The organism is Rahnella aceris (genome assembly GCF_011684115.1).
In the GTDB taxonomy this organism is placed as follows: Bacteria; Pseudomonadota; Gammaproteobacteria; order Enterobacterales; family Enterobacteriaceae; genus Rahnella; species Rahnella aceris.
In genome coordinates, this window is record NZ_JAADJV010000001.1 from 1,464,148 (window position 1) to 1,478,920 (window position 14,773).

Genomic DNA, 14,773 nt, shown 5'->3' on the forward strand with positions numbered 1-14,773 from the left:
TTCCTGCCTTTAACTATAGACGTCCCATCCGGTTCACTTTGCGGTCACGATCACAGACAGAGAACATTGAATGACAAATCTTTACGTTTTCCAGTCAGATACGTTCGGAAAGTGAATAGTCAGACACGTAAACTATTCAAAATCTGGCACATCAGGCGGGTTTGCCCTGTCTGATATTTGGCACAGCCCAAAGTGACAGGTAAACTAGCGCGCTAAACCTCACCGGATAAAGAAGCGAACATCGTGAGCAGCATTAAATTGATCGTTGGACTGGCCAATCCCGGCGCAGAATACGCCCAGACCCGCCATAATGCCGGCGCCTGGTACGTCGACCTTCTCGCCCGCCAGCACAACCAGCAACTGAAAGAAGAAAGTAAGTTTTTTGGTTATACCGCCCGCCTTTCTCTGGCCGGTCAGTACGTCCGTCTGCTGGTGCCGACCACCTTTATGAACCTGAGTGGCAAAGCGGTTCTGGCGATGGCGCAGTTCTATCGCATTGAGCCAGATGAAATTCTGGTCGCGCATGACGAGCTGGATATCCCGCCGGGCATGGCGAAAATCAAGCTGGGTGGGGGTAACGGCGGCCACAACGGCCTGAAAGATATTCAGAGTAAATTCGGTAACAACCCGAACTTCTACCGTCTGCGTATCGGTATCGGGCATCCTGGCGATAAAAGCAAAGTGGTGGGATTTGTGCTCGGCAAGCCGCCAGCCAGTGAACAAAAGCTGATTGACGACGCGATTGATGAGTCGCTGCGCTGTACTGAGTTGCTGATGAAAGAAGGTTTGGAAAAAACCATGCGTCGCCTGCATACCTTCAAAGCTGAGCTTTAACCGCCGTTTTTGACAAGAGTGTTAGCCGGGTGCAAAAGAATCGAGCCCGGCTAACACCTGAAATTTTAGAAATATAACTAACCGACTTTATTTAAAGCGGCTCATCAAAACGCAGCAAACGCCCCGCATTCCCCAGCACCAGCAAAGTGCTGAGATTATGCAGCAACGCGGCAATCAGTACGCCCCCCACGCCTAACCACCCCATCGCGGCCGCCGCCATCACCACCAGCGTCCAGCCCAGCCCGATGAACACATTGATTTTCAGCGTCCTGCGGCAGGCACGGCTCAGTCGAACACAGGTGCCGAGACGGCGTAAGTCGCTGCCGATCAGCACCACGTCGGCGGAGGCCAGCGCGATATCACTGCCGCCCGCCCCCATCGCAATCCCCACCACCCCAGCCTTTAGCGCCAGCGAATCATTAATGCCGTCACCGACCACCATCGGGCGGTAACCCTGCACAATTTCAGCGGAGACCTGATGCAGTTTATCTTCCGGTAAAGCCTGCGACACCACATCACTGATGCCCAGTTCTCCGGCAATACGCTCAGCCACGCTGGCGCGATCGCCGGTCAGCAGCAGTTGTCGCTGCAGGCCAAGCTGACGCAGTTCAGCTAACGCCGTGTGCGCCTCAGGCCGCAATGAATCTGCCAGCAACAGCCAGCCGAGAAAATGCCCGTTCAGCGCCAGACCAACCAGCGGCCCGTCATGTTCAGGTACGACGGTCATCGCGATAGTGTTCTGGCTGAAGAATGCCGGGCGCCCTAACAACGCCTCGCCTTGCGCAGTTTGCGCCCGCACGCCCATACCCTGCTGTTCCGACACGTCTTCCAGCGGTAAGTATTGTTCACGCGGCAGTAACTTAGACAGCGCACGGCTGACCGGATGGCTGCTCGCCGCGCCCAGACTGGCCGCCAGACTGAGCACGGCGTCAGAGGATTGATGCTCTGCCAGCACCGTGCGTTGCAGATGCAGTTCACCGTGGGTCAGCGTGCCGGTTTTATCCACCACAATAGCGTTCAGATCTGCCAGTTCCTCAAGAAAAGCGGAGCTGCGGATCAGAATGCCGTGACGCGCGGCCACGGCAATACCGGCGATTGCCGTGGCCGGTGCGGAAAGCACCAGCGCACACGGACAGGCCGCTACCAGTACCGCCAGCATGGCGTGAGCATCACGGGTGATAAACCAGGTCGCCGCCGCAATCAGCAAAATCAGCACCAGATATTGCCCGGCATAACGCTCAAGCAAACGGGTGATCGGCGGTTTGGCATGCTCCGCTTTTTGCATCAACGCAATCACTTTTCCGAGCGTAGCATCCGCACCGGTGCGCGTGACTTCAACGCAAAGCAATCCGTCGAGGTTGATGGCACCGCCGAACACATCGTCACCCGCGCAGGCTTCCTGTGGCACCGATTCGCCGGTGATCGGTGCAGTATCGAGACTGGCACGACCTGATAACACACGGCCATCGGCGGGCAACCGGTCACCGGCGCGCACTTCAATCCGGTCACCGGTTCGCAACCGGTGGTTATCGATTTCCTCAATCTCACCATCGGGCAAAACCCGCCGGGCGCGGCTGCGGGTCAGATGGCTGAGCGCATCGATGGCTTCCTGCGAACCGATAACGCTGCGCTCTTCCAGAATATGACCAAAAATCATAATGCCCGGCAGCAACGCGGCGGTCATCAGGTCTCCCGTGGCCCACGCGCCAAGCATCGCCAGCGCAATCAACTGATCGGTGACGCCGTGCAGGCTCGGGCTGCGCAAACTATAAATTGCCGAGCGCAGCACAGGAACTGCCACCAGCAATGACGCCACACCAAACAGAATTTGCCCGACATCACTTTGCTGTGGAAACAACCATTGCCAGATCCAGCCGCACAGCAGCAGACCAAACGCCGCCATCGCCAGAAGCAGCTGTACAGCCATGCTTCGCTGTTCATGGCGCGTTAACAGCACGCTTTTCGCTGCCGGTTCTTCAGAAGTAAAAGAAGTCACAGGGCAATACCTCAGGGTTGAGAGGATGGACGGTCTGGCCCCGGCAGGATCAGATGTGCATCGTCATGGGGATCAACGGCAGTGACGCCGCCCGCATGGGCAAGGATTGCCGGCATCCGTTCACGCCACAGACGCCACAGTAATTCAGGTGAATGATCATTCGCCAGTTGCACCACGGTTGCAGTCTCCGTGGAAGCCTGGGCTATCTGTTCGCTGGCTTTGGCATGGGAGACCTGTAAGGTGCGATCTGCCGCCTGAACCGCCTCCTGATGCGCACTGGCAGCCTCATTACTCGCGCTGGCGATGTTCTGATCCGCCTGCTGACTGGCCGTCAGTACGGCATTAAACGCCTCAACCGCCGACGGTGGCAGAGAAGACTGCACGTCAACGCGACGGACTTCGATACCGGAGTTGCTGCCTGCAGCTCTCAGGGCGGCGAGTTGCTGATTAATGCCCTGACGTAAATCGCCACGCAGCCGTTCCCGTCGTTCGGCGATATGGCTGTCGTTACCCACCATTTCCGGCCGCGCGACCAGAATGGTATCCAGATCGCGTGAGGCACAAATCGCCACCGCCGCGTGCTCGGTTAAACGATCCAGGGCCGGTAACACGTGTTCACCCTGCAACACAAACGCCACCGGATCGGTAATCACGTAATACACCTGCACATCCAGCTGAACCACGCCGGAATCACCGGTCAGCAAATACCCAGCGCCCGCGACGGCATCACTTTTCTCGCCGCCGGTATTGGTCCACGCAGGCACAATGTTTTCTCTGAGCAACGCGGTCACGTGATGCTCGATTACCCGGTCAGCGGCGGGTAAAATTTCTACCTGCTCCAGCGGTTCCGGCCACGCCAGCAACAACCCGGCTCCCGCCGTGCGGGAAACCGCACCAAAGCGCATCACCACCGCGCGCTTATCCGGCTCTATCTGCCGCACATTGGAGAACAGCCAGTTCGCGGCGGCAATCAGCGTCATGGCAAACAGCGCCAGACAGGCTATGCGTCCTGCCTGAAACCACGCATTCCCCTGAAAGCGGGACAACGGATTCATGGCCGCAGCCCGTTGCTGGCGGCGGGCAAGGCGGGCGGACCTTCAACCAGTTGCCGGAACGGTGCGGCATCAGTGCGCAGCACCAGCCGGATGCCCGGCGTGATCACGCTGTTGAGCGTGTCAAGAGAGCGCAACAAATCGTACAATTCGGGGTTACTGGTCCGGGCTTTAGCGTATATCGCCGCGCTCTGAACCTGCGCCTGCGCTTCAATATTGGCTGCGCTGACCGACGCATCGGCCTTAATCACACGGGCATCGCGTTCGGCGGAAGACCGGATTTCAGCCGCCTGACGCTTACCTTCGGCGGACCGCTCGGTGGCAATGGTTTCCCGTTCTGCCCGCATGCGATCCACGGTGGCATCTAACGTCACCGACGGTAATGTCAGCCGTTCAACGCCGACCTGCACCAGTTCAATGCCATAGCTGTCGAGCAACTGGCGGGCTATCTGATCATGCAAATGCTGTTCAAAACCGGAAAGGCGGATTTTACTGGCATCAGTGTTCACCAGATCAGCCAGTGCAAAACCGCTGGTGGTGGTTTCCAGCGCCGAACCAATAAACGTTCGTATCTGCGCGGCGGCCATATCCGGCTGATTTTGTACCGCGCGGATAAAACGCTGCACATGCTGAGGATCGTTTTTCACCTGCCAGACAGTATAAGCCTGAACAATGATCCGCAGACCGTCACGGGTGCCGACATCCTGCAACCCACTGGACGTGGTGCGGATACGTAAATCCACCGGGATCGCGGTCTCCAGCGGCACCGGCAGATGCCATGCCAGCCCCGGTTGCAACAGCACACGCACCGGATTACCAAAGCGCGTGATCACCATCGCTTCGCCGGAACGCACCTGCACCAGACAGGCGGTGGCGGCAATCAGGGCCACCAGTACGATAGCAATCGTAACCCGTCGCCAGAGTCCAGGGGCCGCCGGGCCGGAATGATGATGGTGATGTCCGGCACCGTGATGATGTCCGCCATGTGCATCGTGATCGTGTCCGTGGGCTTCAGGTTGTTGGGAATCATTCACCGGGTAGTCTCCGCGTTGACAGAATGCGCCGCTTTATCCGCTCCGGGCGTAAATGGCAGGGTAAAATTTCTCAGATCCAGCACCGGCGAAGTCCCGCCGCCAATACGGTGATCAACAATCAGAACTTCCGGATGCTGCTGCATCGCCAGAATCAGCTGACTAAAATAACGGTCGGTCAGGAACGACTGTCCGCCAGCCTGATACGCCTGATTTTCTGCGTTAAAGCGCAACGCCATGACCTGCGCCTGATCGAGATTTTCGTGGCTTTGTGCACTGGCGGTATCCTGCGCCAGACGGGCAAATTGCTGTGCCGCATTCAGTTGCTGCGCGGCCTGCCCTTTCTCACCGGCAATGGCGCTTTGTGCCAGAATTTGTGCCGCCTGTACGCTGTGATAAGCATCCGCCGCACCCGCAGGTGGATGGATTGATTCAATCACCGTAGCCAGCAGTTCCACGCCGCTGTTGAGATGATCAAGCTGGCTCTGTACTTTCCGGCCAATATCTGCGGCAAGGCGTGTCTGATCACTTCCCAGCAGGCTGTCGAGCGTACGCGAGGAAAAATCATGCACCAGCACCTGGTTGGCAATACTGCGGATCAGCACCGGCATATTGTCGGTGTGATAGAGGCTCGCCATCGCCGCGCCGTCATTCATGGCGATGCGGTACACAAAGCGGACATCCATATTCATGATTTGAAAACTTTGCCTGTCACGGGTGGCACTGGCGATGATTTGTGATTTATCGCTGCTGTGGCCGGAGTCCCACAGACGGTTTGCGCTTTCAGGCGCCGGGCCTTCGGCGGTATCAGCCACCGTGACCGGTGTGGTGGTGACCGGTTCTTCGGAACCGGTGGTGAGTTCATGTACTTCGCCGTTATCAACCATCCGCGTACGGCCAAATGGCCACGGCAGACCCGCATGTAAACCGGGTTGTCGGACCGCCACCGGTTTGCCGAAGGATTCATAAATTCCGCGCTGGGTCAGCGGCACCTCGCTGATGCCCGTCAGCAGCCAACCGGTCAGCAACAAGATTGCGGCCAGCGGTAACAGTGCACGGCGCATAAAATGAAACGCCCAGATCTGACGAAGATCGATACCAAAATGCTGATGCAGTTCGTTTTGCACAAACTGTAACGGACGCGGCGGCCAGCAAATCTGCGCGGCCAGCAGGCTGCCCGCAATAAACTCCGGCTCTTTATCCTCACGCGGCGGCGAAAACATCGCCATCAGCGCCCGCAGGAAAAGCTCCAGCGCCACCAACCCCGGTAATAATCCGGTGAGCATCAGCAGGTGAGCAGGCCACACCGAAGCCTCACGGGCAAACATCAGGGCTAATGCACTCAGCAAAAACACGCCAATCATCATGCGCATCATCGGTGCGAGCTTTGCCGCTTCCGGCCATTCCAGCGGGTTTTTTAGCGTCCAGTGACGCTCCAGAACCAGTACAGCAAAGGCGCAGAGAATGAATACCGAACCGGCAAAATACCCCGCCTCACCGGCGTCATTGGCCGGTATTGGCAACTGCCATAACACACTGATGAGCACAATTGCGGCAAATGCAGGAAGCGCCTGGAAGAACACATGCGCGTCAACATAACGTAAAACAGGACGCATCCAGGGGCGGGAAATCAGACGTTGGGAAAATCCGGAAGACGCTTCCGGCATGGCGGTTTCAACAGCAGGCGCAAATTGTTGCGTCCGCCAGCGGGAGATACGCCGGGCACATTGCAGGGAGGCAGCGCAAACCCACATCGCCGCCATGATATTGCCGGTCACCCATGGCCACACCGATGCCGGAGAGACCAGATACAGCATCAGCAAGATCAGATACATCACGCTGCTGATCACCATAATGGGGTTGATCAGCCCGCTCAGCCAACGCGTGTGGGTGGCGGCAGACTGAAAGCGCAGCTGTTTACTGGCGTTATCCGTCCCGGATACTTTGTCTGTACTCATGTCCGCTCCGGCAGTGGAAAAAATACCCCGCAGCGCAGGCCTGAAGCCAGTTAGTGCGAAGTTGACCGGGCGTAACGGTATAACATTACAGAATTTTCAGCGATATGAATTTGGCCGCTTTTTTGCCCCGAATTGTAAGCATTTATCTTTAAAGGGCCACAAGCGGGTGAATAACGAAAAAGGTGCCGTTTTTAAGCGACACCTTTGAGGTTTCAGAGATTATCTTCAGCCACGTAATATTGCGGATCGTCGAGTTCGTGAGAACAGAATGGCCCGGCTTTTTTGAGCAAACTCACGCAATCATTGCTCAGATGACGCAGGCGAATGGTTTTACCGGCATCGAGATAGCGCGTGGTCAGTTTATCAATCGCCTCCACTCCGCTCGAATCCATGACCCGCGTACCGGCAAAATCCAGCACTACATTTTGCGGATCGTTTTCAGGATTAAACAGCTCGGCAAAGGTCGCGGCAGATCCGAAGAACAGCGGCCCGTCCAGCTTATACACTGCCAGGTCGCCTTTAGTTTTATGCTCGCGCACACGGATACGCGCCTGCTGCCAGGCAAAAACCAGCGCAGAGATAATCACGCCACTGATCACCGCCACGGCAAGATCGGTGAAAATCGTGATGACGGTGACAATCAGCATCACCAGTACATCAGCTTTAGGCATGCGGCGAAGACGGCGCAGCGAACTCCACTCAAAGGTGTTGTAGCAGACCACCAGCATAATGCCCGCCAGCGCTGCGACCGGCAGCAAGCCAATATAACCGGACAAACTGACCACAAACAGGATCAGTAAAATGGCGCCGACTGTACCGGAAATTCGCCCCCGACCGCCGGAGGTGAAATTAATGATCGATTGCCCAATCATCGCGCAACCGGCGAAGCAACCGAACAGACCGCAAATCGTATTCCCCGCGCCCTGCGCAATACTTTCACGGTTGCCGTTGCCCTTCTGATGACCCATTTCATCAAGCACGGTCATCGTCAGCAGCGATTCAATCAGGCCAACCAGCGCTATCACTACCGCATAGGGCAGCACGACTTTCAGCATCTCAACATTGAAAGGCGCAACCGGCAGGCTGAAGTGCGGCAACGCCCCTGAAATATCTGCCAGGTCACCCACGCGCAAGGTGTGCAGGTTAAAACCGATCGCTACGGCCGAAACGACGATCAGCGCTGCCAGCGAAGAAGGAATAATTTTGGTCAGTTTCGGGAACAGCACCACCACCAGAATCGCCAGCAACACCAGTCCGTACATCAGCAGTCCCTGCCCGGCAATCATGTGCAACTGCGCCAGCATAATGACAATTGCCAGCCCGTTCACAAAGCCGTGAACCGCAGGTAACGGCACCAGCCGGATAAATTTCCCGAGGCGGAAAACACCAATCAGAATCTGAATCAGCCCGGCAAAAATGGTCGCCCAAAGCACGTATCCCATACCGTGTTGTGCCGCCAGACTCATCAGCACCACCACAATGGATCCCGCTGCACCGGACACCATGCCCGGTTTACCGCCGAACAGTGCCGTCACCAGCCCGATAATAAACGCCGTGTGCAAACCGACAATCGGCGACAATCCGGCAACCAGTGAAAACCCGACCGCTTCGGGGACCATTGATACCGCCACCACAAATCCGGCCAGCGTTTCGTTCTTCATTTCAGACAACTTCAGACCACGCGGATTAAACATAAAACATCCGGTACATTTCCCGATCAGTTAAAAAATTGTGACAAGTATCTAAAAATGAACCAGGCGAGGCAAGGTTTATCCTGTGTACTGACAACAGTGGCGGCCACAAGCGGATCGAGATAAATGCGGTTCTCGTGTATAATGCGGGGAATTGTGGTCATTACATCGTGCGGTTATATTTAATCGTTTGATAATTAAGATATTAAGGTGAGAAAAACATGGGATTCAAATGCGGTATCGTCGGCCTGCCGAACGTCGGTAAATCTACTCTGTTCAATGCGCTGACCAAAGCGGGTATCGAAGCAGCAAACTTCCCGTTCTGCACCATCGAACCGAATACCGGTGTGGTACCAATGCCCGATCCGCGTCTCGACCAGTTGGCCGAGATTGTAAAACCGCAGCGTATCCTGCCAACCACCATGGAATTCGTGGACATCGCGGGTCTGGTCAAAGGCGCATCTAAAGGTGAAGGTCTGGGTAACCAGTTCCTGACTAACATCCGTGAAACTGAAGCCATCGGCCACGTTGTGCGTTGTTTCGAAAACGACAACATCATCCACGTTAACAACAAAGTGGATCCGGCTGATGACATCGAGGTTATCAATACCGAACTGGCATTATCTGACCTCGACACCTGCGAACGCGCGATTCACCGTGTGCAGAAACGTGCCAAAGGCGGTGACAAAGATGCGAAGGCAGAACTGGCCGCACTGGAAAAATGCCTGCCACAGCTGGAAAACGCTGGCATGCTGCGTGCACTGGATCTGACAGAGGAAGACAAAGCGGCCATCCGCTACCTGAGCTTCCTGACGCTGAAACCCACCATGTACATCGCCAACGTTAACGAAGACGGTTTCGAGAACAACCCTTACCTCGACGTCGTACGCAAAATCGCAGAGGCCGAAGGCTCCGTGGTCGTTGCTGTTTGTGCAGCGGTTGAATCTGACATCGCCGAACTCGACGACGCTGACCGTGAAGAATTCATGGCTGAACTGGGCATTGAAGAGCCGGGCCTGAACCGCGTGATCCGCGCCGGTTACGAACTGCTGAACCTGCAAACCTACTTCACCGCTGGCGTGAAAGAAGTTCGTGCATGGACCATCCCTGTCGGCGCAACGGCTCCGCAAGCCGCAGGTAAAATCCACACTGACTTCGAGAAAGGCTTCATCCGCGCACAAACCATCGCGTTCGAAGACTTCATCACCTACAAAGGTGAGCAAGGCGCGAAAGAAGCCGGCAAAATGCGTTCAGAAGGCAAAGACTACATCGTTAAAGATGGCGATGTGATGAACTTCCTGTTCAACGTCTGAACCGAACTTCAGTTTCCGCTCCACACAGAATCCACGCCCTTGCGTGGATTTTTCTTTTTTATCCCCCCCCCTAAAATCGCCCTCAGCTCCCTCTTTTATTTCTCCTTCCGCTCTGTTACGGGATATATTAAGGGCACTATCGTAAATTTTCTCTTTGTAACGGGTAACATCTCAATGGCACTGATCCCAAAAAACTACCAGCGTCTGGAAAGCGGATATCGCGAGAAAGCGCTAAAAATCTATCCGTGGGTGTGCGGACGTTGTTCGCGGGAGTTTGTGTATTCAAACCTGCGTGAATTAACGGTTCACCATATCGACCATGATCATACCAATAATCCGGAAGATGGCAGTAACTGGGAGTTGTTGTGCCTGTATTGTCATGACCACGAACACTCGAAGTACACCGAAGCAGATCAGTACGGTTCAACGGTGGTGGCCGGTGAAGATGCGCAAGATGATGTCGGTGCCGCCACCTACAACCCGTTTGCCGATTTACAGGCGATGCTGAATAAGAAGAAATAGGGTCGATTCCGCTCCGCTCCTCCAGCAAAACTAAAAACCCCGGTATTCACCCAAATCCACGCGATGCCGTGGATTTTTTATGATGAACGAGGCGATTTCCGCCACATAAGTTAGTCCCCTGATATTTTTCTTGCATCCCAAAACGCCATGCGCATAATCGCAAATTCAAATAATAATGATTCTCAGTCCTTTTTACATTAGGGTTACATTATGCGCGAAAAAATTTCACCCACAGGGTTTAAACCGACCCTGCTGGCACTCTTCGTCAGCGTAAGCTGCATGCCTGCGATGGCGGCCACCGCCCCTGCTCCGGCGACCAGCTCAACGGCGGCGACAGGCGATACCATGACTATCGTCAGTACGCCGGATAATGAATTCAAACCCGGCGGCAATGAGCTGGTTCCGGCCTATCTGGACGGTCAGGTCGCGCATGGTGGTCGCCTTGGCATGCTTGGCGAACAGAAGGCAATGGATGTGCCGTTTAACGTCATCGGCTTCACGTCAAAACTGATTCAGGATCAGCAGGCGCGGACCATTGCTGACGTGGTGCGCAATGATGCCACCGTCCAGAACGTGCAGGGATACGGCAACTTCGCCGAAACCTACCGCATTCGTGGCTTCCAGCTCGATGGCGATGACATGACGTATGGCGGATTGCCGGGCGTGGTGCCGCGTCAGGTGATGGATGCGTCGTTAATCGACCGCGTAGAAATCTTTAAAGGTGCGAACGGATTACTGAACGGCGCGGCGACAAGTGGCGTAGGCGGCATGATCAACCTCGAGCCGAAGCATGCGGATGACGCGCCACTGACCCGTGTCGGCGTGGATTACACCTCCTCTTCTCAGGTTGGTGGCACCCTGGATCTGGGCCGTCGTTTTGGCGATGACAACCAGTTCGGTGTCCGTCTGAATGCCGTTAACCGTGAAGGCGAAACCGGTATTGATGGTGAGAAAAAACGCACCACCGCAGCCTCACTGGGCCTCGATTATCGCGGTGACCGCCTTCGTACCTCTGTGGACATGGGCTATCAAAAGAAAACCTTCCACGACGCCCGTCTTGGCGTGAATATCAGTGGTGTGGATTTCATCCCTAAAGTGCCGTCCAACAGTCACAATTACAGTCAGGACTGGGTATACAGCAATATTGAGTCCGAATTTGGTATGGCCAAAGCGGAATATGATGTGACTGATGACTGGACAGTGTATGGCGGCGTTGGCGCACAGCATTCGCATGAAACCGGCGACTATGCTTCCCCTGCGCTGAAAGATGCTGACGGAACGGCAACGATTGGTCGTCTGGATACCAACCGCATCATCAATAATTTCAGCGGAATGGCGGGAATTCGCGGCAATTTCGATACCGCCTTCATCACCCACAAGGTGAATTTTGGTTATTCCGCCCTGACTTCACGCAATAATACGGCGTGGCGTATGGCCTACGGTGCCAATGCTGAAAACACCAATATTTATCACACCACGAATGTCCCGAACCCGACACCTAATCTGTCTGGCGGTAATTATGACGACCCGCTGACCACCGGGCGTAACCGGACTCAGGGCTATCTGTTAACCGACACGATGGGCATCCTGGATGATACCCTGTTGTTCACCGTCGGCGCCCGTCATCAGAAAGTGATCGTCCGTAATTACAGCAATGCGACCGGCGCTGAAGACGTGTCATCACGTTACAGCGACAGCCGCTGGATGCCGACGTACGGGGTTGTGTATAAACCGTGGCAGGTGATTTCCCTGTACGCCAACCACACCGAGTCTTTACAGCCGGGCGATGTGGCACCGAATAACGCGAAAAACTACGGTTCGACCACCGGCATTGCCCATTCAAAACAGAACGAAGTGGGTGTAAAAGCGGACTTCGGGCGTGCAGGCGGTTCACTGGCATTATTTGAAATCAAAAAACCGTCAGGCATTTTGGACAGCAATAAATTCTACAATCTGGACGGTGAACAACGTAACCGGGGCGTGGAGCTGAACGTCTTTGGCGAACCGGTGCTGGGCCTGCGTCTCAACGGCAGCGCGACCTGGATTGATCCGGAAATGACCAAAACCGAAGACAACACCTATAACGGTAAAGATGCGATTGGCGTGCCGCGCTACAACCTGGTGCTGGGTGCGGAATATGACATCAAACCGGTTGACGGCCTGACGGCCACCGCGCTGGTGAACCATTCCGGCTCACAGTGGGCAGACTCAGCCAACACGAAGAAAATCGACGCTTATTCCGTTCTGGATCTTGGCGTGCGTTACCGCACCAAAATCAACCAGAATGATATGGTCTGGCGTGCCGGTGTTGATAACGTGACCAATGAAAAATACTGGTCAAATATCGACAGCACCGGAACCTATATTTATCAGGGAAAAACGCGCGCGCTCAAAGTCTCCATGACGTACGACTTCTGATACGGATATAATCTGATACGGATATAAAAAGGGGATGCATTCAGCATCCCCTTTTTTATTGCCGTGCGAATTTTTTATTGGCTGTTTTCCGGCAGCGGTAAACTGACCGTGACCATCAGCCCGCCGTGCGTTCTCTTCTCCGCATGGATCCCCCCGCCGTGCGCTTCACAAATCGCACGGGCGATGGATAAACCCAATCCGCTGCCCCCGGAATGTCGTGCGCGGGAAGAGTCCGCCCGGCTGAAGCGTTCAAACATAACAGGCAGAAAACTGTCATCCACACCCGGACCCTTGTCCCGGAACGTTATGTCATAACCGCCATTGCGGGGCGCGATGGCGATGTCCAGACGCCGTCCTTCCTGCGCATAACGCAGCGCATTTTCCATCAGAATGGTAAATACCTGCCCGAGCCGGAACGGGTCACCGACATAACGGCACGGCGTCTCCGGCGTCAGGGCGATGTCAAAACCGGCTTTCGTCGACTGAGGTTTCAGCCAGGTCATCCGCTCGCGCAGCAGATCTGCCAGATCCAGTTCTGTCTTGCTGAGGTTAAGCTGACCGGCATCCGCCAGCGACAGCAGATGCAGTTCGTCGATCAGACGGTTCAGATGCAAAAGCTGTGTCATCACCATCTGCAATTGCTGCGGCTCCGGGCGGAAAACACCGTCCAGCATGCCCTGTAAACGCCCCACCGCCGCCGTGAGCGGTGAGCGCAGTTCATGTGCCATCGCCACATGGGAGGCTCGCAGCTCCCGCTCATAACGCGAAAGTTGCAACATCATGGCGTTAAAATCATCGGTGAACTGAATCAGTTCCGCCGGCGCATTTTTCACCGGCTCAGCCCGCGTATTAAAATCTCCCTGCGTTACCGCACGCGCCACCTGGGCCAGACGGCTGAATTGTGACGAAAGCGGTCGCGCGGCTTTTAATCCCAAAATAGCGATAAACGGCGTCACCACGACGACCAGGATGCCAACCATGATCCAGTCGGCCGAGGCGATGGAGGGATCGGAGTAACGCGCCCCCCAGCCCTGATCGACAATCTCATGAAACCGCGCAAGATTAAGATCCGGATTATCCCGCAGCACGTAAAACTCTGCCCTGAGCGCGGGAGACATATGGTGCAATACCCAAAGATTCTCAATGACAAAACGCAGCCACATGCACAGAGCAATCACAACGACACTGCCGATGGCCAGCGTCAGGATCCGCACACAAATCCAGCGCCACAGGGACTGATAGTGAGAGTGGTGGTTCATGGCTGTCTGAACCGGTAACCGACGCCGCGCACATTGACTAACACGTTAACGATGCCTGCGGATTCGAGTTTTTTACGCAAATTATAGACATGCGTATCGACCACCCTTTCCAGCGCCTCGCTTTCCGGCAGGCAATGCTCCAGCAAATACTGACGTGAGAACGGGCGTGTTGGTGCCCGCATTAATGTGCTCAGTACGCCAAATTCTGTCGGGGTTAAATCAAGATAATGCGGTTCGCCCGAGGCAGAGCTAACCGCCGCCGTCAGCGCCCCGACATCCACGTCGAGACCCTGCCAGCGCAACACAGCAGACGTGTTGTTTTCGTCTGTCGCCACACGACGCAGTACCGCCTGCACCCGCGCCACCACCTCACCGGGGTTGTAAGGTTTGACCACATAATCATCCGCACCGAAGCGCAGCGCGCCAATTTTATCGGGCATGTCGCCCATCGCCGTCACCATAATCACCGGCGTGCTGCTTTCACGCCGCAGCGATGCCAGCACATCAGTGCCGCGCATCCCGGGCAGCATCACATCCAGCAAAATGAGATCCGGCTTCCAGCGCAGCGCATGCTCCAGCCCGGAAACACCGTCACCGGCAATCTGTACGTCATATCCTTCGCGTTTTAAATACGCATCGAGAACGTCTGCCGCATCGGCATCATCTTCAATAATCAGGATCCGCTTTGTTTGCATTGAG

At 55.5% G+C, this 14,773-nt stretch carries 11 protein-coding genes; 4 read left to right on the forward strand and 7 right to left on the reverse strand.

The genetic code is table 11. From position 1 onward, the window contains the following. The first annotated feature begins 243 nt into the window (after nucleotides 1-243). Nucleotides 244-834: an aminoacyl-tRNA hydrolase gene (pth, locus tag GW591_RS06550; RefSeq protein WP_166860339.1), complete on the forward strand. Its 591-nt coding sequence runs from the start codon at nucleotides 244-246 to the stop codon at nucleotides 832-834. 91 nt (nucleotides 835-925) lie between these two features. Here the strand turns inward: pth and GW591_RS06555 are convergent, their stop codons facing one another. From GW591_RS06555 to GW591_RS06575, 5 genes are all read right to left on the reverse strand, one after another. Then, on the reverse strand, nucleotides 926-2,830 hold the full coding sequence (locus GW591_RS06555) for a heavy metal translocating P-type ATPase (RefSeq protein WP_131637703.1): 1,905 nt from the start codon (nucleotides 2,828-2,830) through the stop codon (nucleotides 926-928). A gap of 11 nt (nucleotides 2,831-2,841) precedes the next feature. Next, entirely contained in the window at nucleotides 2,842-3,885 is a 1,044-nt protein-coding gene (gene hflK, locus GW591_RS06560; protein WP_166860341.1) for a protease modulator HflK, read from the reverse strand. Then, nucleotides 3,882-4,916 (reverse strand): protease modulator HflC, encoded by a 1,035-nt coding sequence (gene hflC / locus GW591_RS06565; RefSeq protein WP_166860343.1) that lies wholly within the window; start codon nucleotides 4,914-4,916, stop codon nucleotides 3,882-3,884. The genes hflK and hflC overlap by 4 nt, the downstream gene beginning before the upstream one ends. Further along, nucleotides 4,913-6,871 carry an SPFH domain-containing protein gene (locus GW591_RS06570; RefSeq protein WP_112198687.1) on the reverse strand — a complete coding sequence of 653 codons (1,959 nt, stop codon included), beginning with the start codon at nucleotides 6,869-6,871 and terminating at the stop codon, nucleotides 4,913-4,915. The genes hflC and GW591_RS06570 overlap by 4 nt, the downstream gene beginning before the upstream one ends. Before the next feature lie 212 nt (nucleotides 6,872-7,083). Further along, nucleotides 7,084-8,565 (reverse strand): SulP family inorganic anion transporter, encoded by a 1,482-nt coding sequence (locus tag GW591_RS06575; protein ID WP_112198686.1) that lies wholly within the window; start codon nucleotides 8,563-8,565, stop codon nucleotides 7,084-7,086. A 218-nt stretch (nucleotides 8,566-8,783) separates the two neighbouring features. Here GW591_RS06575 and ychF point away from each other — a divergent pair, with 218 nt between their 5' ends. The 3 genes from ychF to GW591_RS06590 all read left to right on the forward strand — a co-directional run bounded on the left by ychF (nucleotide 8,784) and on the right by GW591_RS06590 (nucleotide 12,815). Further along, nucleotides 8,784-9,875 carry a redox-regulated ATPase YchF gene (ychF, locus tag GW591_RS06580; RefSeq protein WP_112198685.1) on the forward strand — a complete coding sequence of 364 codons (1,092 nt, stop codon included), beginning with the start codon at nucleotides 8,784-8,786 and terminating at the stop codon, nucleotides 9,873-9,875. A 174-nt stretch (nucleotides 9,876-10,049) separates the two neighbouring features. Next, the gene (gene yajD / locus GW591_RS06585) at nucleotides 10,050-10,397 is read left to right on the forward strand and encodes an HNH nuclease YajD (protein WP_013575600.1); all 348 of its coding nucleotides are present in this window, start codon (nucleotides 10,050-10,052) and stop codon (nucleotides 10,395-10,397) included. Nucleotides 10,398-10,607: 210 nt separating this feature from the next. Beyond that, on the forward strand, nucleotides 10,608-12,815 hold the full coding sequence (locus GW591_RS06590) for a TonB-dependent receptor (protein ID WP_112152453.1): 2,208 nt from the start codon (nucleotides 10,608-10,610) through the stop codon (nucleotides 12,813-12,815). Nucleotides 12,816-12,889: 74 nt separating this feature from the next. Here the strand turns inward: GW591_RS06590 and GW591_RS06595 are convergent, their stop codons facing one another. Both GW591_RS06595 and GW591_RS06600 read right to left on the reverse strand, forming a co-directional pair. Beyond that, complete coding sequence (locus GW591_RS06595) at nucleotides 12,890-14,074, reverse strand: sensor histidine kinase (RefSeq protein ID WP_112198683.1); 1,185 nt, start codon at nucleotides 14,072-14,074, stop codon at nucleotides 12,890-12,892. After that, complete coding sequence (locus tag GW591_RS06600; protein WP_013575603.1) at nucleotides 14,071-14,769, reverse strand: response regulator; 699 nt, start codon at nucleotides 14,767-14,769, stop codon at nucleotides 14,071-14,073. Before GW591_RS06600 ends, GW591_RS06595 begins: the two co-directional genes overlap by 4 nt. Nucleotides 14,770-14,773 lie beyond the last annotated feature (4 nt).

Coding starts and splice junctions, on each gene's coding strand:
- hflK (WP_166860341.1), bottom strand. CDS start 3,885: ATGAATCCGTTGTCCCGCTTTCAGGGGAATGCGTGGTTTCAGGCAGGA.
- GW591_RS06570 (WP_112198687.1), bottom strand. CDS start 6,871: ATGAGTACAGACAAAGTATCCGGGACGGATAACGCCAGTAAACAGCTG.
- GW591_RS06575 (WP_112198686.1), bottom strand. CDS start 8,565: ATGTTTAATCCGCGTGGTCTGAAGTTGTCTGAAATGAAGAACGAAACG.
- ychF (WP_112198685.1), top strand. CDS start 8,784: ATGGGATTCAAATGCGGTATCGTCGGCCTGCCGAACGTCGGTAAATCT.
- yajD (WP_013575600.1), top strand. CDS start 10,050: ATGGCACTGATCCCAAAAAACTACCAGCGTCTGGAAAGCGGATATCGC.
- GW591_RS06590 (WP_112152453.1), top strand. CDS start 10,608: ATGCGCGAAAAAATTTCACCCACAGGGTTTAAACCGACCCTGCTGGCA.
- GW591_RS06595 (WP_112198683.1), bottom strand. CDS start 14,074: ATGAACCACCACTCTCACTATCAGTCCCTGTGGCGCTGGATTTGTGTG.
- GW591_RS06600 (WP_013575603.1), bottom strand. CDS start 14,769: ATGCAAACAAAGCGGATCCTGATTATTGAAGATGATGCCGATGCGGCA.